The organism is Desulfoplanes formicivorans, assembly GCF_001748225.1.
GTDB classification, from domain to species: Bacteria; Desulfobacterota; Desulfovibrionia; order Desulfovibrionales; family Desulfomicrobiaceae; genus Desulfoplanes; species Desulfoplanes formicivorans.
Window position 1 is genome coordinate 67762 of record NZ_BDFE01000020.1, and the last position, 21139, is coordinate 88900.

The window sequence follows — 21139 nt, forward strand, 5'->3', positions numbered from 1 at the left end:
AATGCCATGCGGGTTGCCCATCGTTCCATGTACGCCAATTTTCTGACCAATATGAATATGGCCACGTCGGAACTGGTCGAATTAAATAACAAGGCTTCCAGTCAAAAAGACGTGAACAAGCCCTCGGATGATCCCTTGGGAACGGCCAGGATTTTGGCTTACAGGGATTCTTTGTCCGCCCTGGATCAATACCTCGAAAACATTGATACCGCTACGGGATGGCTCAGCCTGGCAGACGAAACCCTGGTGCAGGCCAGTGATCTGGTCACGCGGGCCAAGGAGATTGCCGAACAGGCGGCAACCGGGACCATGACAGCAGCCAACCGGGATATCCTGTCCTATGACATGCGTCAGGTTTTCGACCAGATGATCAGCCTGGCAAACACCAGCTTTGGGGGAAAAAGTATTTTTGCAGGCCAGGAGGTGAGCAAGGACGCCTATGAAAGCGGATTGATGGTGTATGATAGGGATGGCGCTGTGGAGCCTTATGTGGAGAACATCTCCGGAACGAGTGATCGGTCCGTGAAGGTGCAGTTTCTTGAAGACGGTACAACGGGTACGGATGATATCGATTATCGGTATTCAAGGGATGGTGGCAAGACATGGGTGAATGGAGTGGTTTCAAGCGCCGACAGAAAGCTTGATCTGGGCGATGGCCTTTCCGTGACCCTGCGTGCCGGATTCCCGGTTACCGGGTCTCCGGCAGACAACGAAGACGTGAGTGTTGGCACCTGGCTGACCGTTGCCCCCACGGCCGTTTATGTGGGAGGCAACGACCAACAGGCTGCGGTTACCCTCTCTTCGGAAGATTTTCAGGCCAGCACACAGGGGGCCTTTGAGCGCGATGTTACCGTTCAGATCGTGTCCGGCAATCTGACCACACCTGTGGATGTGACCTATCGGTACAGCTATGACGGGGGAGGTACGTGGATTCCCGGGCCGCCAGATACGTTCACGGCCAAGGAGACGGGCGCCGATTCCTGTACCCTGGAACTTCCGGGCGGTGAGATCACGGTCAATGGCAGCGGTGATGCCACGGGCCTGGAATTGACCGTGCAAGCGGATACCGCTTCTGTTTTGCAGATGGGCAGTAATGTCAACGCCTATGCCGAAGGTGGGTTTGATCGATCCATGATGGTCCGCATTGACAATGATCCCGGGATGTTTGGTACCGGCGATACCATTGAATATTCCTACAGCCTTGATGGCGGCCGATCCTGGGTCACAGGCAGGCAGGCCGACAACACCGCAGAGCCGGAGCTCTTTGTTCCCGGAGGAACCCTCAAGCTGTCAGCCAAGGGAGGCAACGATGATCTTGCGCAAGGCGACCAGTTCGTTATCCAACCCCAACTTGCGGAACTGGCCGTGGATATTGCCGCAGATAACCGGGTGACCATCAATAACGTGGGATCGGATATTTTCGGAGGCTCCCTGGCCCATGGAACCGGGCATTATGGCTCCATGGATGAAGACGGGTCCAACTTGTTCGTGACTATGGGCAAGCTTATTGCCGCCCTGGAAAACAACGATCAGGCAGGCATTGCCCAGTCCCTCGACGATTTGAAAGTGGCTCAGAGCCAATTGCTGAACCAGGCCGCGGACGTCGGGTCCAGGGAAAATCGTCTTTCCGCCACAAAGACCATTCTTTCGGGACTCAAGCTCAATCAGGAAGAACGGATGAGCACCATTGAGGATGTGGATATTGCCGAGCTGATGACGGATCTGAACAAGCAGGAGATCATTTATCAGGCGGTATTGACTTCTTCCTCCAGGATCATGAAGATGAGTCTTCTCGATTACATCTAACCACCCACAATATGCTCATTCTGTCCAGACGTCCGGGGGAGAGCCTTCACCTGGGAGATCACATCAAGATTACCGTGCTGTCCGCCAAGGGACAGCGGGTCAAGCTCGGGATCGACGTCCCTGACGGGATGCCGGTGTATCGTGAGGAAATATACGATAAAATCCAGGAGCAGAACACAATGGCCGCCCAAGCCTTGCAGGAAGACCTTCTTGCCGTAACCAAATTATGGAAACCAAAACACAACAAATAATCCTTTCCCGGCTCGGGGAAAAACAGATTGATCTGAACAAGGTCATTGCCTTTCCCCGGGGGCTCTTCGGTTTTGAATCCAGCCGCAGGTTCATCCTGTGCAGGATAAGGCAGGACTCACCATTTCTCATGCTCCAGGATGTGGACAACAGCGCCCTTGGGCTGATTGTGACCGATCCCTTTGATTTTGTGCCCGATTATTCTTTGAAGGTGGAAGATTGCGATGCCGATGTCCTGGGCACCTCAAATGTTGACGAGATCTCAGTCATTGTTACGGTGAGCATACCTCATGGCGAACCGGAGAAAACCAGTCTCAATCTGTGCGGGCCCATTCTGATCAATACCTCCACACGTGTGGGGGTTCAAGCTCCCCAGCTTGACCCGGCCTGTAAGTCTGTTCTGCTTCGGGATTTGTGATCATCGTCCGCATGCCGCTATACACAAAGCCAAGAGCCCGTCGGCCAGATGCATCTGGCCGACGGGCTCTTGGCTTTGTGTTGCAGAAGGGGGGGTTAGCCCATAATATCAAGCTCCTCCTGGAGCATGTTCCGGGCGATGTTCCCGGCATCAGTTGTATAGGTACCCGATGCTACCTGGTCCTTCAGGATCTCCACTTTGTCCTCGCGAATACCCGGGGAAGCGTTTGCTGTTTCCTGGGCGGTCTGCAAAAGCTTCCCCTTGTTTGACAGGGATATGGTATCGGCTGCTGATTCCGCCTGTCCTTCTGGGGGCGAAGGTTTGGCCTTGTTGGCCTGGGTCAGGGAACTTGTCTTGTACTGGTCGATTTGAGCTGTAATTGTTCGTATATTCATGAAGGCTACCTCAAGGGTGGTTGGCATTCCAGGGGGATCAGGGACAGATCAGGGTCCTGCTCACCTTGTCCCGGGTGATCTCCTCGATTCGGGTCATAACTTGGGCCCTGTCCTCGGGAGAGAGCACGGTCACTCCCTGTTCCGTGCTGCGCAGGATTTTCAGTTCCTTGTCTGATGCGCCATAGGAAAAAAAAAGTTTTTCCGGAAATTCACGGTCGAGTTCTTCCTTAATTTCCTGAACAATGGGGTTGGTGCTTCCCGATCCCAGCAGATTGTCCATGATTTCCCGGGATATCTGTTGCACCAGTTGATCCCGCTTGGTCTGGCCATGATCATCTTCCTGATCGCCTTCCTGGGTGAGCAGAGGGGAAAGGTGTTTTTTGATGCGCTCCAGCCTTTGGCCATTGCCGAGCTGACGGTCATAACTGCGCATCATGTTCTTGAGCATGTAGGAATGGATAATCATGGTGTTTGTTCTATCCCCTCACATTCCATATCGGCTGCTTACCGGAATATCTTTAGCTTTTTTCATGTCAGGTTGCATCGTCAGGGTCAAGATCCCGTCGAAAGGTGGTTGTTTGCGGGCGGAGTGCTGTCCCCCTGGCAATACGTCATGTTGTGTCCTTGTCCGGGTGTTGCCTGGGAAACGGCGTGTTCCCTTGCGGTATCTTTTCTTGAATCCCAACCCATATTTGGCTAGACAGGCGATCATGAATGCCTTGATTCGACATATTACCCTGGTGGTCAAAGCCGGAAACAACAACGCCCGGAACCTTGCCCGGAAAATCAGCACATGGATTGATGCGCGCAACGTTCATGTTCATATTGTGGAAAACACCATGGACTGCGAAGTCCTTGAGCTGGGTCGCGAAAAACCCGATTGCGTGATTGTGCTGGGCGGAGACGGCACCATGCTGTCTGTTGCCCGAAAAATCAATGGCCATGGCATTCCCCTGCTCGGAGTCAATCTGGGCAATGTGGGCTTTTTAACGGAAACCACGCCCTTGGCCTGGCAACAGACCCTTGAGGACCTGCTTGCCAACAGGTGTACGGTTTCTTCTCGGGTGGTCCTTGAATACACCCTTTACAAGCGCGGGCACAGCGAACCGTCGTGTTCGGGCAAGGCGTTCAACGATCTGGTCGTCAACCGGGGGTCTCTGGCCAGACTCATCACCTTGCAGGTCTCGTATGGTGACCAGTGCCTGGGATGCGTACGGGCCGACGGCCTGATCATTTCCACACCCACGGGCTCCACGGGATACGGTGTTTCCGGCGGCGGTCCACTGGTTTACCCCGATCTCGACGTGTTCATCCTCACCCCCATCTGTCCCTTTTTAAACACCTTTGCTCCCCTTGTTCTTCCTTTTGATCAGACGCTTGCCATACGGGTTGAGCCGAACAACGGCGAGGTGTATCTCACCTTGGACGGACAAAAGGGATTTTGTCTTGAAGACGGGGATCGCGTTGAAATCGGCAGAGCCAAAACACCCATCAAACTTATCCACTCGGCCGCTTCCTCGTACATTACCAAACTCAAAGCCAAGGGATTCATCAAGGAATACCCATGAGCACGCTACCTCCATTCGAATCCAGCACCGAACTCTACTACGGCAGGGACCCTCATCTTGATGCCTGGTTGCTTTATTTTTTTACGGAGAACAATATCGAGTATGCGGTCAAGCCTGATCTGAACGCCTCGCCGGAGCAGATCAGGTTCATGGTTGATATCGGTCCTGATCAGGTTTTTGCGCCCTGCTCGGACTGGATGCTCAAGAATCTTCTGGGAACCCATCTCAGCGAGCCTCTCAAGGAAGAGTACAAGAATGAATGGCGGTTGCTTGTCCAACTCGTGTACGAGAATATCGAAGACCGGTATACACGGAAAAAGATCCTCTCCCTTTCCCGGCACAAGTTCAGGGCTGCCTTGAATTCGACCTTTCTCATTCCTTCACGGCTTTTGAAGCAACTGGTAACCATTTTTCTTTGCCAGTGCGCTGTGGAAGATCCCATGCGCGAGAAAAAGCGGCTCATGAACAAGCGGGCCAATGATTTTATCTATTCCCAGGCCTTTTCCAGCTACTTGAGCGCCTGTCCGTCTTCGACCCTTGGGTGCCAGCGCATTCAGGATCTTCGCTGGAAGCTTGATGTGCTCGAACTCAGACGTCTTTTCAGCCTGTCAACGTGCAACATGATCTGGGAAGAGGATATGGACATGTTGGACGTCCGCAGATTCTGTGAGGAAACCAACGGGTTTTCCACTGAGTTTGATTCCATTATGCGTCCGTTGATAGGCCCCCAGGCCCTGCACCCCCTGCGCATTCTGTTCCTCCCGGACACGAGCGGGGGGATCATGTTCGATCTGATGATCATCAAGTCGCTACTTCGGCAGGGGCACAAGGTCATATTGGCCCTCAAGGAAGGCTTTTATTTTGAGGCACCGACCTTCTGGGACAGGGAATTTGACCCCTTTTTTTCCATGGGCCTTGGCGATGCGGTGTTTCTGGCGGACAACGAAGTTTCCAAAAACAAGCTTCTCAAGACCTTGAGGGAAAATTCCTTTGTGGTCATCTCTGATGGCACCAGGGAACGGCTCAACCTGTACCGGACCAGTGTGACCTTTGCCCGGGCCTGGAAAGAGTCGGATCTTGTCATTGCCAAAGGAACCCGCAATTACCGGCGTTTGATTCTGAATACCCACGCTTTCACGAGAAATATCATCTCCTATTTCCGTCAACCCGATGGCAGTCTTGAAATGCATTTCAAAAAGCGCTCACCCCGGGTGATCAAGATCACGGAAAAGCAGATTTTGAACAAGGCGGAAAAGATCATGAGCGCCATGCGCAGGAAGCGTTCCGAAGGGGAACTGGTCATGTTTTACAGTGCCATCATCGGCAGCATTCCGGGACAGCTCAAGACCGCCAGACGTGTTTTGAACACCTTTGTGGGGTATTTGCGGAGCAAACTGGGAGGGGCCCTGATCATCAATCCGGCCGAGCACTTTGAGCAGGGCATGGATGGTGATGATCTCATGTACATGTGGGAAAAGGTCCAGCGGAGCGGGCTCATTGATGTCTGGAGGTTCCAGACGGTTACCGATATTGAAAAGAGTTTCGAGCTCATGGGTGAAAAGGTTCCTGCTGTTTGGCTCGGCAAGGATGCGACCTTTTCCACCGGATGCACCAAGGAGATGCACATTGCCCTTGATGTGCAGAAAAAGCATCCTGAACTCCAGATCATAGGGCCAAGCCCGGAAAAGTTCTTCCGCCGCAGGGATTACGGGATCGGAAAATATTTCGACGCCTCCCTTGATAGGGCGTAGGCGCATTGGATACGACATGTCCCAGTGGGATGTTGTGGACAACAGGGAGTAGCATCCCTTGGTTGTGGCGGTCATTGGGTATGGGGAAATGATAATGGCGTTTCTTGTTTGAGCCAGGGAACACGAGGGAGTCAAAAGGAGGCTCAGCCATGTATGCAAACAGGCTTTTTATGCTCCTTGCTGGACTTTTGCTGGCCGGGTGCGTGATTACCGGCTGCACCAAACCCTGTCCCCCTTGCCCGGATTCCGAGGCCCGGATCAGGGAACTGGTTCCCCAAGCCCCGCCCTCGTCGCCCGTACCGCCCCACAAGGCAGAAGATGCAACGCAAATTCCGCCTGCTGCGGGCTATGTGCTCCTTGGTCCCCGGGAAAAGCAAAAGATGCTGGAGAGGTTGAATCTGGAGCGGCAACGCATTGGATCATGGCAGGATCTTGGGCCCGCTCTGGCCAAAAGCCTTGCCTATCTGCGCACCAAACCGGATCAGGCACTGGCCATTGATGATGACAACCTGACCTGCACCTATGGCGATCTTCGCCGCACGGTGGAAGAGCTCATAACCCTTTTGCCGGAACTTGATGCCCATCCCGAATACCTGCTCAAGCGGTTCCACTGGTACAAACTCGAGCCCAATACCCTCATGACAGGGTACTACGAGCCTCTTGTGCATGCGAGTCCTGCGCCGTGTCCGGAATATCCCTTTCCCCTGTACGGGGTTCCCAAGGACTTGAAAATGGCCGATCTGGGGGCGTTTCATCCCCGCTGGGCCGGTCAGAAACTCGTTTATCGCATCGAAAACGGGCAGATTGTGCCCTATTATGACAGAAAGGCCATTGATTCCGGTGATGTTTTGGCCGAGCAGGGAGTGGAGATCGCCTGGGTTCGCGATCTTGTGGACATCTTTTTCCTGCAGATTCAGGGCTCGGGCCGGCTGGTTTTTCCCGACGGTTCCATCCGTCATGTCCTGTATGCCGGGAAAAACGGTCACAGATATGTTTCCCTGGGCAAGGTGCTCATTGAAAGTGGGTACATGAACCCCGAGGAAATGAGCATGCAGAACATCAGAACTTTTTTGAAGAATCGTCCGGACATGGTGGAGCCCTTGCTCAACACCAATCCCAGTTATGTGTTTTTCCGCCTGGCCGACAAGGGACCCTACGGAGCCATGGGCCAGCCCCTGACGCCGCTTGTGAGTGTTGCTTCGGACCCTGACCGGATTCCTCTGGGATCAGTGCTTGTGCACCAGGTCAGTCTTCCCGACAGCAAAGCCCCCTCTCCCCCAGTGGTCATGCTGGGCCTTGCCCAGGACAGGGGAGGGGCCATCAAGGGGGATCGCCTGGATCTTTTTTGCGGTGCCGGGGACATGGCCGCTTTTCTGGCCGGCCACATGAAAGAGGAGGCAAGGGTTTGCCTCCTCATCAGTTCCAAATCGGATGATCATTAACCCAACAACATCCGAACCCATGCTTCGGATACGGATACACATGGACACCATTGCAAGCGTTAATCAATTCAAAAAGGACATCAAGGCATGCTGGCAAGCGCAGCTGGAAACCGTTTGCCAGTGGCATGAAACACTTCCCGAGACCATTACAGCACCAGGATTGATGGGGCTGGTTCTGGCTCAGCATCTGTGCAATTTCAAACTCTGGCATGTTGAGGACCGGGCCCGGATGCTTCATGTGGACGGTGAGGTCATTGCCGGTTGCAAACGGGAGATTGACGGGCTCAATCAGCAGCGCAACGATTTCATCGAACAGATCGATGCCGAGATCATTGCCCGGGTGGACACCTTTTTGCCAGCCGACGCTGCGCACAGATACAATACCGAAACCCTGGGGAGCGTGCTTGATCGTCTCTCCATTCTGAGCCTCAAGATTTTTCACATGCGGGAACAGACATTGCGGGACGACGTGGACGAGAACCACAGGGTTTCCTGTGGGAAGAAACTGGCAACCCTTGAGGAACAGCATCATGATCTTGCCTCCAGTGCCCTGGAGCTTGTTGATGACTACGCCCAAGGGATAAAACGCCCCAAGGTCTATTTTCAGTTCAAAATGTACAATGATCCCCGTCTCAACCCGGCATTGTACGGCAAGGGAAAATGATTCCCCCCGTCCTGGCCGCGGATCAGCACTTTGTCCCGCATCATGGTCATGCGGCAAAGAAACTCCATGTAGGAAGCAACCGGCAGGGGGATAGCCGCGGCCAGACCTGTCAGAAGTTTGCAACCAGTCTGTTTCGGACAACCGGTCCACCGGTTGTCGTTTTTTTGTTACGCCAATGTCTCCAAGGAGAAAAGGATGAGCGCATACGAGACCGTCATTGGGCTTGAGGTTCATGCCCAGCTTAAGACCAAATCCAAGATCTGGTGTTCCTGTTCCACCCGGTTCGGAGCCGAACCCAATGCCCATACCTGTCCGGTGTGCACCGGGATGCCGGGAACCCTGCCGGTTTTGAACAAGCGGGCCGTGGAGTACGCCGTCAAGATGTCCCTGGCTGTTGATTGTACCATCAACAAGCGTTCGGTCTTTGCGCGCAAGAATTATTTTTATCCGGACCTGCCCATGGGCTATCAGATTTCCCAGTTCGAGCTTCCCGTGGCCGAACACGGGCATGTGGTCATCACCACCTCCAAGGGAGAAAAGACCATCGGGATTACCCGGATTCACATGGAAAACGATGCCGGCAAGAACATCCATTCCGATTCGGAAAATGTCAGTTTCGTGGATCTCAACCGGGCAGGTGTTCCGCTTATCGAAATTGTCAGCGAACCGGACATGCGCAGTCCCGAAGAAGCTGTGGCCTATCTCAAGGCCCTTCGAGCCATCCTGGTCTATCTTGAAATCTGTGACGGGAACATGGAGGAAGGAAGTTTTCGCTGTGACGCCAATGTATCCCTCCGCCCCGTAGGACAGAAGGAACTGGGGACACGAACCGAGCTCAAGAACATGAATTCGTTCAGAAATGTGGAGAGAGCCCTCAAGTACGAGATCGAACGCCAGCGCGATATGCTTGATGACGGCGAAAAGGTGGTTCAGCAAACCCGGCTTTTTGACGTTTCCAAGGGCGTGACACGTTCCATGCGCGGCAAGGAAGAGGCCAATGACTACCGGTATTTTCCCGATCCCGATCTGGTCCCCCTGGTCTTTGACGACCAGCAGCTTGAAGCCTGGAAAGAGGAGTTGCCTGAACTGCCACGTGCCAAGAAAGAACGGTTCATGAAGGAGTACGGGCTGTCCTTGTACGATGCCGAGACCCTGACCGCGGACAAGGGGTTGGCCGAGTATTTTGAACAGGCGGTTGCCGCCTACCCCCAGCCCAAGAAGATCGGCAACTGGATGATGACCGAGATGCTCAAGGAATTGAACGACACGGGCCGGGATATCCGAGCATGTGTTTTTGAGCCCGTGCATCTGGCCAAACTGGTCAAGCTCATGGATGATGGTCTTATCAGCGGCAAAATCGCCAAAAAGGTCTTTGGGGCTCTTTTTGAAGAGGGCGGAGATCCGGAAGCCTATGTCAAGGAAAAGGGCATGATTCAGATCTCCGATACCTCGGCCATTGAAGGATATGTGGACGAGGTCATAGCTGAAAATCCCGATGAGGTTGCCCGGTTCAAAGGCGGGGAAAAGAAGCTGACCGGTTTTTTTGTGGGTCAGGTGATGAAAAAGTCCAGGGGCAAGGCCAATCCCAAACTGGTGAACGAGCTTTTGGCCAGAAAGATGGGATGATTTGGGGGACGTTGGGCAACCCTGCAAGCCGTGTCGACCTGTTGGGCGACATGCATCAGCTATAAGGAATCTTTATGGAAGACCATATCCGTTTTTCAGAGGAACAAGACGCTCTCATCCTTCTGGATCAACGCTATCTGCCCGTCAGGGAGGAGGCATTTGTCTGCTCCGGGGTCAAGGATATCATATACGCCCTGCAAACCATGGTTGTCAGGGGTGCTCCTGCCATTGGCGTGACCGCGGCCTATGGATGCTATCTGGCTGCCCGTGAAGTGGACCCGGCTGATCCCCATTGGTCCGAAGGGGTCATGTCCCGGCTGGACAAGCTGGCCCAGGCCCGGCCCACAGCAGTCAATCTCAAGTGGGCGGTGAACCGCATGCGTGCGGCCTGGCAGGATAATGAGGCCATCACCAACCTGGGGGAGCTTGCCGATTTCTGGCTCTCCCTTGCCCGACAGATCCAGGCCGAAGACATTGCCATGTGCAAGGCCATAGGCCGGTTTGGCGGAGAACTCCTCGAAGATGGAGACACGGTCATGACCCATTGCAATGCCGGAGCCCTGGCAACAGCCGGGTACGGGACCGCCCTGGGGGTCATCCGGGGCGGGGTGGATATGGGCAAACGCATCCAGGTCATTGCCAACGAGACTCGTCCCTTTCTCCAGGGAGCGCGGCTGACAGCCTACGAGCTTCACAAGGACAATATTCCCGTGAAAGTGGCCTGCGACAATGCCTGTTCCCTGCTCATGGCCAGAAAGCTCGTGCACAAGGTGGTGGTGGGTGCGGACCGCATTGCAGCCAACGGGGACGTGGCCAACAAGATCGGCACTTCGGGTGTTGCCATCCTGGCCCGGCATTACGGGATTCCCTTTTACGTGGCTGCGCCATCCTCCACCTTTGATCCGGACACCCCTGACGGCAACAGGATTCCCATTGAAGACCGGCCGCCCCGCGAGGTCACCCATGTGGGCGATGTCCAGATCACGCCGTCCGGGGTGGAGGTGTTCAATGTGGCCTTTGATATCACCCCCAACGAGCTTATTACGGGGATCGTCACGGAACAGGGGGTGGTGTATCCGCCATATGGGGAAACCATTGCGTCCATGATATTTCACAACAGATAACGGCTTTGGTTCTCATGGCTCCGGTTTAATCGCACGGGATTGGGTGGGCATGGGCATGCCCGGATCCCGTGCCTGATGTGGCTTTAATCTTCCAACCCGCGGGCAGGCATGTTTCCACTTCGCGATGACACCCCCAATGTGCACAAACCGGTCATGGTGACCACCATCGTGGTCGTCAATGCGGTGTTGTTTCTTGGTGGGCTGCTCCTTTCCCCCCGGGGTCAGGCGTACGTCTTTCACGTCTTCGGGGTGGTACCCCTTCGACTGACCGATCCCATGTGGGCAACGGCCCACGGGTATCCGGGCGGAGTTCTGGTTTCCCTGGTCTCGCACATGTTTTTGCACAGCTCGTGGATGCACATCATCGGGAACATGTGGACCCTTTGGATCTTCGGGGACAACATCGAAGATGTCATGGGACCCTTCAGGTTTCTGCTTTTTTACCTGTGTTGCGGGTTTGCCGCTCTGCTGACCCATCTTGTTTTCAATTTTTCCTCACCCATCCCGGTTGTTGGCGCTTCAGGAGCCATTGCCGGGGTTATGGGCGCCTATCTTGTGCTTTATCCCCATGCCAAGGTGGTCACCCTGATCCCCATCTTCATTTTCCCCTGGTTTGTGGATCTGCCGGCTGTTCTCTTTTTGGGCATCTGGTTTCTCTTGCAGTTTTTCAATGGAGCTGCTTCAGCAGCCGGAACCGGAGGGGTTGCATGGTGGGCCCATGTGGGCGGTTTTGTGGCGGGCATTGTCTTGCTTCGGTTGTTTGAAGACAAAAAGCGCTGTCAGAAATGCTATCTTTCCGGCAAGAACGTGACGCCCTTCTGGAATGCTGTGCCCAAGGGGCCACGACCCGATGACGATCCCTGGAAACATTTGCGGTCGTGAAAAGGGCAGGGCAAGGGCTCTGGTGAGCCTTGCTGATCGCCTTGGTGCCAATTGAGCAGGGTTGGCCCGGGATCATTCCTTTTTGCTTGACACCAGGGCCTCTCTTACATAGAAACCCTCCATTCCACACATGCCGGGGTGGTGAAACTGGTAGACGCACTGGACTCAAAATCCAGCGGTAGCAATACCATGCGAGTTCGATTCTCGCCCCCGGCACCAGACAGTGAAAAGGGCTTATGGATTTTCCATAAGCCCTTTTTTTATCGGGTGGACCTGGATGAAGGTTGCGATACGCAGTGGTCAGGGCAACTCGTTGCAGGCAACGACAAACGGCCCGGAAGACAGAATCTTCCGGGCCGTTTGCTCAGGAGAAGATGAAGCTGATGATGCTCTTGTTACTCTACGTTGGTTGGTTCGTAGCCGGATCCGTCCATCATACCGCGGCCAGATCCATGCATCATGCCGGAACCAGATCCGTTCATCATGCCGTGGCCAGATCCGCTCATCATGCCGCAACCGCCCATACCGTTGCCGCGCCTGGGGTGGTGAAAGCCGCCCCAGCCGACCTTGAGGCCGATTTCCTTTTCAAGACGATTTTTGAGGGCCTCATGCTCGGTACGCATCTGCGTGTGCAATGCACCGATTTCCTTGACAAGGGCCTTGATTTCTTCAGGCTTGGTGTTGGGATTGGGGGAAAGGGCCTTGAGTTCAAGACGTTTTTGCCACATGGATTCGCGCAGCGGGGTCATCTTGGTGTGGAATGCATCCATGATCTTGCGGTAGGCTTCCTGTTTTTCCGGAGTCAATTGGGCGATCTGGGCGGGGTTGTACCCCATTCTTGGTCCACAGTTGCCAGGACCCATGCTGCCATGGCCGCCGTTGCCAAATCCTGCCTGCCTGCCGGGTCCGGCAATGGCAAAAGATGCCAGGCCGACCATGGCCACCAAGGCCAGGGTAATGATGAGAGTTTTGTTGCGTTCCATAACAGTCCTCCTTTGCGGATTGAAATTTGCTAGATGTATTCCCCATAAAGCAATGGCGATGCCAAGTTGAAAAAATTTTTTTCAATATGCTGATATACCACGTATAAATTATTCAAGAGTGTGCGGCCGTTTCCAGCGTTGGCCAAAGCTGGATTCTGGTGTATAAAAAATGAGCATGTTTACACCCATCAGGTGTATAAAATATGAACACCTGGTTGTATTCTATCCACCCGGGATGCTCGTGCACGAGTGAGGACCATAGAGCATGTTTGTCAGAAAAAAACACAGTGATCTACCAAGGATTTTTTCTCCCTGGGTGGTCATCGGATCGTCGCTGATCCTGTTTGTCATTGTCACCGTACTCACGGTCATGAATATCAACCGACAGCGAGCCGCTACCTCCACGGTGCTTCTGGAAAAAGGCCAGGCACTCATCAAGGCCCTGGAGGCGGGCTCGCGCATAGGGATGCGCGGCCGGTTTGCCCAGGGTATCCGGCTGAGTCATCTTCTGGAAGAGACAGCCAAGCTGCCGGGAGTGGATTTCATTGTGGTCACCAATCCCGAAGGCGGGATCATTGCGAGCAATGATTTCGACAGGATAGGAGCAACCTTCCTCCCCGGTCACGGGGACAGGGTTGTGCCGTCCGAGCATCCCCAATGGTTCATGGACAAGGGGGCGGATGGAGCCTCCCTGTTTGTGGTATACAGTGAATTCCGACCCATCATGAAGGCCGGATTTCGGGAACATGCCCAGACCATGCGGGAGCGCTTTTTGGCCTTTTGTCCGGCGCGGCCTTCCCCGCCCCCCATGCATGGCGGCGTTGTTCACCCGGAAAAGATGTTCATCTACCTGGGGCTCAAGGCCACTTCCATGGAGGACGCCCAGAAAAGCGATCTCATGCATTCTGTAGTCATGTCCTGCATCGTCCTGTTTGTCGGTCTGGCTGGATTCATTTCCCTGTTCTGGGCCCAGAACCTGCGCGTTTCCCAAAGGCTGTTGAGCGATTCCAGGGCCTTTGCTTCCGAAGTGGTTGCTAATCTTCCCGAAGGACTTGTGGTTATGGGGCCGGATGGGGAAGTTTCCTTTGGGAATGAATCAGCCGTTGCCTTGTGTGCTCCTGAAACGACCACAAGTGGCAACGCGGCCCAGACCGATACCTTGATGATTCCCGAGGAGATCCGTCCGGTCATTGATCGCCTGGAAACGGAACGGGTGGTCACGGAACAGGAGATTGTGTGTACGTTTGAACACGATCGGGAGATCCCCCTTGGGGTCAGCGGTGCCAGGATCATTACCGAGGACGGCAGGTTCCTTGGCAAGATCATCATTTTGCGTGATCTGCGAGAGGTTCGGCGGTTGCAGCAAGAGGTCAAGCGCAAGGAAAAGCTGGCCGCCATAGGCAGCCTTGCTGCCGGGGTGGCCCACGAGATCCGCAATCCCCTGAGTTCCATCAAGGGGTTTGCCACCTTGTTTCGGGCCCGGTTCGAACCGGAAAGCACGGAACACGGTGCCGCGGAAATCATGATCCACGAGGTGGACCGGCTGAACCGGGTGGTTACCGAGCTCATCGAATACGCTCGACCTTCTCGTATTGCTGCCAGGGACACGGATCTGGGTACCATGATCAACCATTCCCTTTCTCTTATCCAGCAGGATGTGCAACGCGCAGGCGTGCGTGTGGAAACGGATATCCCCGAGGATATTTCCCCGGTGTTCCTCGATCCGGACAGGATGCAGCAGTGTCTTTTGAATGTTTATCTGAATGCCGTTCAGGCCATGCCCCAAGGGGGTATCCTGCGCGTGGAGGGATTTCGTGCTCCGGATGGTCGATTCGGCATGCGCATCAGCGACACGGGCAAGGGTATTCCTGCCCAGGATCTGCCCAAGATTTTTGATCCCTATTATACGACCAAAAATCGGGGAACCGGGTTGGGTCTGGCCATGGTGCTCAAGATCGTTGAAGCCCATGACGGCGAGATAAAGGTTGTTTCAAAAGAAGGGGAGGGGACGGTGATTACGATTATACTGCCTCAAAAAGGGGGCAGCGCAAGGCAGGTCACCTAGAAACGCGTCTGCAAAAGGGTTGTTTGGAATGTCTTGCTGCAAATACATGTCTGCTGTCCGTCATGTTTGTACATGAAGAAATATGTCAGGATGCAACCAGACCACGGGAATGCAATCATGAATCCATCCATTTTGATCGTTGACGATGATTTTGCCCACCTGACCATGCTCAGAACCATGCTCAAGGGGTGGGGGTATGATGTGGACGAAGCCGAAGACGGGAGCGTGGCCGTGGACAAGGTGACCAGCCGTCCCTATGATGGCGTGCTCATGGATGTGCGTATGGCCCATGTGGGCGGGATCGAGGCCTTGAAGGAGATCATGAAATTCAATCCGGCCATTCCCGTACTCATCATGACCGCATATTCATCCGTGGAAACGGCTGTGGAAGCCCTCAAGGCAGGAGCCTACGACTACCTGACCAAACCCCTTGATTTTGATGAATTAAGACTCACCCTGGAACGGGCCATGGATCACACCCGACTTGTTTCCGAAAACAGGGAACTGCGTAAAATGCTTCCGGACAAGGGCACCGGCATGGTGGGAACAAGCGCTCCCATGAAGGAACTCATGGAGACCATCGCCACGGTGGCTCCGAGCGATGCGACCATCCTGATCCAGGGAGAAAGCGGCACGGGCAAGGAGCTTGTGGCCAGGGCCATCCATCAGAACAGCCGCAGAAAGGCCAAGCCCCTGGTTACGGTCAATTGCGCGGCCCTGACCGAGTCCCTGCTTGAATCAGAACTTTTCGGCCATGAAAAAGGGGCCTTTACCGGAGCGGACAAACGCCGTGATGGCCGGTTTGTACAAGCCCACAAGGGAACCCTGTTTCTGGACGAGATAGGCGAGGTGGCTCCCGGCGTTCAGGCCAAGCTGCTTCGGGCCCTGCAGGAAGGGGAAATCCAGCGGGTGGGCAGCGACAAGCCCATCATGGTCGATGTCCGGGTCATTGCGGCAACCAACCGGAATCTGCTGGAGGAGGTTCGGGACAAGCGGTTCAGGGAGGATCTGTACTATCGGCTCAATGTCATTTCCCTGGCTGTGCCTGCCCTGCGCCACCGCCCCGAGGACATCCCCCTGCTGGCCCAGTTTTTTCTCAAGCGATTCATGGAAAAGAATCACAAGCGCATCCGAGGGTTTTCCTCCAGGCTCATGGACCGGATGATCCGCTATGATTGGCCGGGCAATGTCCGGGAACTGGAAAACGCAGTGGAACGGGCCGTGATCATGAGTACGGGAGAATTTATCACGGAAAGGGACATGCCCCTTCTTGCCTCGGATGCATCGGCGGATCAGGAGCGCCCTGTGGACGCTGGCGTGGACCTGGCCGGTCATTCCTTGGAAGAGATCGAACGACAAGCCATCATGGCCACCATTGAGGCCACCGGGGGCAACAAGAGCGAGGCCGCGCGTCAGCTGGGCATTACCAGGGCAACCCTGCACAACAAGATGAAGAAATACGGGGTATGACGACCACAAGGCCGGCATCGGCTGGTGGCCCCGATCCCTTGGCGGTAAGGGAAAATCAAACCCCGATGGTTCAAATCGTCCTTAACCTGCAACCCGGGAGTATCCCATGCATGGACCGGTCATGGCCTTTTGGGTGGTCTGTCTGGTTATTGTGGTTTTGATCGTTTTTGTTCGACCCAGGATGAAGCCGCGCGGCAAACTGGCCTTGCCCAAAACCGTGGGGCTGAAGGTGGGGATTGACGATCTCAAGGCCGATCATCAGGGGTACGACCTCTATTATTGCGGGCGCAAGGCTGTTCCTTCGGCCATTTTGTTCGTACCTCAAGCGAGTACGATCCAGTGGATTCTTGTTGCTGAGAAACCGGGCGGGTGGAAGAAGATTGTTGATGAAGCCATGTTTGCCGATCTTGTCGCCCGTATGCAGGATACGGACATGGGATCACGCACGCAGTTGAAGATGGTGCTTCCCCCGGGAGATATGCGGGGCCAAACGCGGGATCTCTGTCTTATCTACACGGCCGGCTCAACAGCTTGCTATCGCCAGGGAGAGGAAGAAACTACCTATGTCCTGCCGCCTGTGCCCGAGAGGGGCAAACGGGATTATGACCGCAACAAGTAGAATATGTCTGTTACAAGGCTTTTTTCAGAAGGAAGAAGGTGTCAGGTCCTGTCCTTTTTGCGTGACCACGTCTTTTCTCAGGGCCTGAAAGAAGGGCCTCATGACACGGACAAAAAGTTTCATGCAAAGGTTGTATCCCATCAAGAAAGGCCGCCTCACGGAGACGTGAGGCGGCCTTTTCAGGTCGGTTCGGCAATCATTCATGTTTTCTGAACCATGGCCTGGAAAGGAGCACCTATTTTGGCAAAGAACTCCTTCCTGTTGAGCGGTCCGGGGAGGTGTTGGGCGTCGGCCACCACCATCGCACCGTAGTTGCTGGGATCATCCGTGATCAGGTAGATGGCATTAACGGAATCTGCATCCACAAGCTGGGCCTTGGGGAATTCCTGCCTGACGGCGGTCAGCCGTTCCCGGGCCAGTTTGAGCATCTCTTCCCGTTCGCCGAAGTTCATGGTTCCTGTGGGGCAGGTGGCCACGCACATGGGCACAAGACCGTTGCGGACCCTGTCAAAGCACATGTCGCATTTGACAATGGCTCCGGTTCCCGCGTTGCGGCGGGGGATATCGTACGGGCAGGCTTCGCGGATTTCCTGAAACACCTCTTGGGAGAGCTGTTTGGTCAACTCCGTGTACAGGATGGCGCCAGTTGTTTCGTCCTGGATAATGGCTCCGGGCAGATAGTCATCGGCCACATATTTACAGGGTGCGTCAATGCAGTGCCTGCACTGATCCGGAAAGAAATTCCAGACCACCCGGTCGCCTTGGAGGTATTCATGGAACCGGACGATTTTGTAGTTGAAGGGATTGAGATCCGGAGGATTCTGATGGGTCCCCTGTTGTTTGGTTTTGACTGCCGGGAGTTCGTGCCATTCCTTGCAGGCAACCTGGCATCCCCGACACGCGGTGCAGCGCGAGGTATCGATAAAGAATGCTTTGGGCATTTTCTTACTCCTTGTTCATGAAACGGGCATTGCCTGTTTCGTCAGGGTATGTGTCTACGGGTTAGATATCCAGTTCCTTGATGGACTTGGCCTTTCTCACGTTGACAAGACATGCCTTGTACTCGGGAATGGTGGTGTTGGGATCACCTACCGACGGAGTCAGTCGGTTGGTGGAGTCGCCACATCCCGGAGTGGTCCAGCCGAAACAGAAGGGCATACCCACTTCGTGGACCGTTTTGCCCTGGATTGTAAGAGGACGCATGCGCACCGTGACCATGGCGATGGCCTCGACCCGCCCGCGAATGCTTTCAACAATAACGGGATCACCGTTCTTGATCCCCTTTTCTTCAGCCAGTTGTGGGCTCATTTCCACATACAGCTGGGGTTCGGCCTCAAGCAGGACCGGGGTGTTTCTGGTTTCGCCCCCACCACACCAGTGTTCGGTCATGCTGTAGGTGGTCAGGACAATGGGGAACCGTTTATCACCGGGCGCGGCCAGTTTGTCCATTTCACCGTCAAAGATGACTGCGCAGGGATTGTTGAGCTGGCGCGAAAAGGGATGCTTTTTGACCGGTGTTTCAACCGGCTCGTAATGCTCGGGAAAAGGACCTTCGACACGACCCGGACCAAAGAGTTGGCCGTGGCCTTCCTTGTGCATGATAAAGGGATATCTCCCCTTGCCCGTTGCCAGAGGCGGCCAGCCGCCATCAGGCACATCGCCGATCCACTTGGAGCCGTCCCAGCGTATGACCGCCTTGTCCGGTGCCCACGGCTGACCGTTTTTGTCCACAGAGGCCCTGTTGTACAGGATCCTTCGGTTGACGGGCCAGCACCAGGAGTAATTGGGGTAGAGACCGATGTTGGCCTGTTCCGGTGTCTGGGACCAGTCTCGCCGTTTGGATTTATTGTATTTTCTGCCGAGTTCTTCCTCGGTGTAGCCACCGGCATAGAGCCAGTTGAGGGAGACCGTTGACCCGTCGTCCTTCAAGGCCGTGAAACTGGGTACCTGCTGGCCTTTTTTATACAGTTTTCCATTGATCATGGTGTCCCTGGTGAACCAGCCGTTGCATTTCTGGGCGACCTTCTCGGGATCATAATAGGCCGGGAAGTCAAGATTGAGCAACGGCTCGGGATAGGTGCCACCTTCCTTGCGGTAGAGGTTTCTGACGGCATTGGTGATCTTGACGCACATGTCGCCCAGGGACAGGCATTGGCCCTGGGGTTTGGTGGCCTGGTAATGCCAGAGTTGCCAGCGCCCGCTGTTGGTGATGGACCCTGCCTTTTCCGCACGGTTTGCCGAAGGAAGCAGGAAACATTCGGTTTTGATGGTTGCCGGATCGACTCCCGGGCGACGCCAGAAGTCGGTGGATTCGGTATGGTGGACTTCGGCAAAACAGGCCCAGTCGAGGTTTTCCAGTGCTTTGCGGACCTTGTTGGTGTTGGGAACACTCTGGGCCGGGTTGGTACCCCAGATGAAGCCGCCTTTTATTTTATTGTTGTACATGCGGTCAAAGATATACAGGTAGGAATAGTTCCCATCGTCATCGGCTTTAGGGATCCAGTTGTATCCGAAGCCGTTTTCTTTGGTTCCCTTGTCACCATACCATCCCTTGAGGAGGCTGACCATATAGGCTGGCCTGTGCTGCCACCAATTGGCACTCTGAGGATCGTTGCTCACGGGGGTACAGGCCTTGTTGTAGGCTTCCAGGGAATCCCACCTAGCCTTGGGCATGGGAAGGTAGCCCGGAAGGATATGCCAGAGAATACAATGGTCAGTGGAACCCTGGACGTTGGGTTCGCCGCGCAAGGCCTCAATGCCACCGCCAGCCACACCGATGTTTCCGAGAAGAAGTTGGATCAGGGCGCTGGCACGGATGTTCTGGACTCCCACACTGTGCTGGGTCCAGCCCAATGCGTAGCAAATGGCGCCCGCCTTGCCCTTTTTGCCCGTTGCGCCAAATGTTTTCCAGACCTTGAGCAGGTTCTCCTGTGAAACTCCGGTGATGCTTGAAACCTTTTTCAGGGAGTACCTGGAGTAGTGGTCCTTCATCAGCTGGAAGACGCACCGTTTGTCCTGCAGGGTCCTGTCGCGCAGGGGAACGCCGTTTTCGTCCTTTTTGAACGCCCAGGTGGTCTTGTCGTAGATGCGTTTGTCGGCGTTGTACCCGGAGAACATGCCGTTTTTGAATTTGAAGCCGTCGTCAACAATAAAGGATGCGTTGGTGTACTCGGCAACGTATTCCTTGAAATACAGGTTTTCTTCAATGATGTAATTGATGAAGCCACCAAGAAAGGCGAGGTCTGTGCCGGATCTCAGAGGTATATGAAAGTCGCACCGTGCCGATGTTCGGGAAAATTTCGGGTCCACGTGGATGAGCTTGGCTCCCCTGTCCTTGGCGCGGAGGATCCACTTGAAACTCACGGGATGGTGCTCGGCAGCGTTGCTGCCCATGATGAAGATACAGTCAGAATTTTTGAGATCGATCCAGTGATTGGTCATTGCGCCACGTCCGAACGACTCTGCCAGAGCCGCAACCGTTGCGCTGTGTCAGATGCGTGCCTGGTGGTCGAAGTGGACCAGACCAAGCCCCCGCACCGCCTGATGCACAAGGGCGCATTCCTCGTTGTCCATGATGGAACAACCGAGATGAAAAATGGATTCGACCCGGTTGACAGTCTGCCCCTTGGCATTGACTCGTTTGAAATCCCTGTCACGAGTGTCCTTGATCTTTCGGGCCAGCTTCTCCAGGATCCATTCCCAGCTTTTTTCTTCCCAATGGTCACTGTAAGGGGCGCGGTACATGGGTTTAAGTAATCTGTGGTGACTGTTGATCATGGAAAGCTGGGCTGCGCCCTTGGCGCACAGGGAACCTTCGCTTATGGGGTAGTCCGGATCACCTTCGGTACTGACTATTCTGCCGTCCTTGACGTGGGCAATGTAGTGGCAGGTGACAGCGCAGAAGGGGCAGATGGACACGACTTCTTTGGCTCCATCGATCTTCATCCCGGCGGCATAGGCCTTGATCGGTTTCAGGCTGATCCCCAACTGGCTCAAGGGAAGCATGGCCATGCCCATCCCCACCAGTTTCAAGAAACCTCGACGTGTACATACCATTTGTTGTGACCTCCTGGAGCT

18 protein-coding genes and 1 tRNA gene are annotated in these 21139 nt (G+C 54.7%); 14 read left to right on the plus strand and 5 right to left on the minus strand.

All coding sequences use genetic code 11. The annotated features are described in order from the left end of the window. The first annotated feature begins 6 nt into the window (after positions 1–6). The 3 genes from flgL to fliW are packed head-to-tail and all read left to right on the plus strand — an operon-like array spanning position 7 to position 2473. Positions 7–1806, plus strand: coding sequence for a flagellar hook-associated protein FlgL (gene flgL, locus DPF_RS11790; RefSeq protein WP_069859884.1), 1800 nt, complete (start codon positions 7–9; stop codon positions 1804–1806). An 11-nt stretch (positions 1807–1817) separates the two neighbouring features. Continuing rightward, positions 1818–2057 (plus strand): carbon storage regulator CsrA, encoded by a 240-nt coding sequence (gene csrA / locus DPF_RS11795; RefSeq protein WP_069859885.1) that lies wholly within the window; start codon positions 1818–1820, stop codon positions 2055–2057. Further along, positions 2033–2473 (plus strand): flagellar assembly protein FliW, encoded by a 441-nt coding sequence (gene fliW, locus DPF_RS11800; protein WP_069859886.1) that lies wholly within the window; start codon positions 2033–2035, stop codon positions 2471–2473. The genes csrA and fliW overlap by 25 nt, the downstream gene beginning before the upstream one ends. 95 nt (positions 2474–2568) lie before the next feature. Here fliW and flgM read toward each other — a convergent pair whose 3' ends face one another. Next, positions 2569–2868 carry a flagellar biosynthesis anti-sigma factor FlgM gene (gene flgM, locus DPF_RS11805; protein ID WP_069860150.1) on the minus strand — a complete coding sequence of 100 codons (300 nt, stop codon included), beginning with the start codon at positions 2866–2868 and terminating at the stop codon, positions 2569–2571. Between the two features lie 37 nt (positions 2869–2905). Beyond that, complete coding sequence (locus DPF_RS11810) at positions 2906–3334, minus strand: DVU0524 family FlgM-associated protein (protein WP_069859887.1); 429 nt, start codon at positions 3332–3334, stop codon at positions 2906–2908. A 244-nt stretch (positions 3335–3578) separates the two neighbouring features. On the opposite strand from DPF_RS11810, the gene DPF_RS11815 reads away from it, so the two are divergent. From DPF_RS11815 to DPF_RS11850, 8 genes are all read left to right on the plus strand, one after another. After that, positions 3579–4436: an NAD(+)/NADH kinase gene (locus DPF_RS11815; RefSeq protein ID WP_069859888.1), complete on the plus strand. Its 858-nt coding sequence runs from the start codon at positions 3579–3581 to the stop codon at positions 4434–4436. Then, on the plus strand, positions 4433–6187 hold the full coding sequence (locus DPF_RS11820) for an ARMT1-like domain-containing protein (RefSeq protein WP_176724257.1): 1755 nt from the start codon (positions 4433–4435) through the stop codon (positions 6185–6187). Before DPF_RS11815 ends, DPF_RS11820 begins: the two co-directional genes overlap by 4 nt. Before the next feature lie 149 nt (positions 6188–6336). Continuing rightward, a complete protein-coding gene (gene mltA, locus DPF_RS11825; RefSeq protein ID WP_069859890.1) occupies positions 6337–7629 on the plus strand; it encodes a murein transglycosylase A in 1293 nt (430 codons plus the stop codon). Positions 7630–7669: 40 nt separating this feature from the next. After that, the gene (locus DPF_RS11830; protein WP_069859891.1) at positions 7670–8293 is read left to right on the plus strand and encodes a DUF4254 domain-containing protein; all 624 of its coding nucleotides are present in this window, start codon (positions 7670–7672) and stop codon (positions 8291–8293) included. A 195-nt stretch (positions 8294–8488) separates the two neighbouring features. Continuing rightward, positions 8489–9919, plus strand: coding sequence for an Asp-tRNA(Asn)/Glu-tRNA(Gln) amidotransferase subunit GatB (gene gatB, locus DPF_RS11835; protein WP_069859892.1), 1431 nt, complete (start codon positions 8489–8491; stop codon positions 9917–9919). 74 nt (positions 9920–9993) lie between these two features. Further along, a complete protein-coding gene (gene mtnA, locus DPF_RS11840) occupies positions 9994–11043 on the plus strand; it encodes an S-methyl-5-thioribose-1-phosphate isomerase (RefSeq protein WP_069859893.1) in 1050 nt (349 codons plus the stop codon). 108 nt (positions 11044–11151) lie between these two features. Continuing rightward, the gene (locus DPF_RS11845; protein ID WP_069859894.1) at positions 11152–11925 is read left to right on the plus strand and encodes a rhomboid family intramembrane serine protease; all 774 of its coding nucleotides are present in this window, start codon (positions 11152–11154) and stop codon (positions 11923–11925) included. 132 nt (positions 11926–12057) lie between these two features. Beyond that, positions 12058–12144 (plus strand) — tRNA-Leu (locus DPF_RS11850). Positions 12145–12320: 176 nt separating this feature from the next. On the opposite strand, the gene DPF_RS11855 is transcribed toward DPF_RS11850, so the two are convergent. Beyond that, positions 12321–12908 carry a Spy/CpxP family protein refolding chaperone gene (locus DPF_RS11855; RefSeq protein WP_069859895.1) on the minus strand — a complete coding sequence of 196 codons (588 nt, stop codon included), beginning with the start codon at positions 12906–12908 and terminating at the stop codon, positions 12321–12323. Between the two features lie 265 nt (positions 12909–13173). Here DPF_RS11855 and DPF_RS11860 point away from each other — a divergent pair, with 265 nt between their 5' ends. From DPF_RS11860 to DPF_RS11870, 3 genes are all read left to right on the plus strand, one after another. Next, positions 13174–14973, plus strand: a complete 1800-nt coding sequence (locus DPF_RS11860) for an ATP-binding protein (protein ID WP_069859896.1) — start codon at positions 13174–13176, stop codon at positions 14971–14973. A gap of 117 nt (positions 14974–15090) precedes the next feature. Further along, a complete protein-coding gene (locus DPF_RS11865) occupies positions 15091–16443 on the plus strand; it encodes a sigma-54-dependent transcriptional regulator (protein ID WP_176724258.1) in 1353 nt (450 codons plus the stop codon). Positions 16444–16549: 106 nt separating this feature from the next. Next, positions 16550–17062 carry a hypothetical protein gene (locus DPF_RS11870; RefSeq protein ID WP_069859897.1) on the plus strand — a complete coding sequence of 171 codons (513 nt, stop codon included), beginning with the start codon at positions 16550–16552 and terminating at the stop codon, positions 17060–17062. 200 nt (positions 17063–17262) lie between these two features. Here DPF_RS11870 and DPF_RS11875 read toward each other — a convergent pair whose 3' ends face one another. After that, positions 17263–18003, minus strand: a complete 741-nt coding sequence (locus DPF_RS11875; protein ID WP_069859898.1) for a 4Fe-4S dicluster domain-containing protein — start codon at positions 18001–18003, stop codon at positions 17263–17265. A gap of 61 nt (positions 18004–18064) precedes the next feature. After that, complete coding sequence (gene fdnG, locus DPF_RS11880; RefSeq protein ID WP_083254690.1) at positions 18065–21118, minus strand: formate dehydrogenase-N subunit alpha; 3054 nt, start codon at positions 21116–21118, stop codon at positions 18065–18067. Positions 21119–21139: the final 21 nt, after the last annotated feature.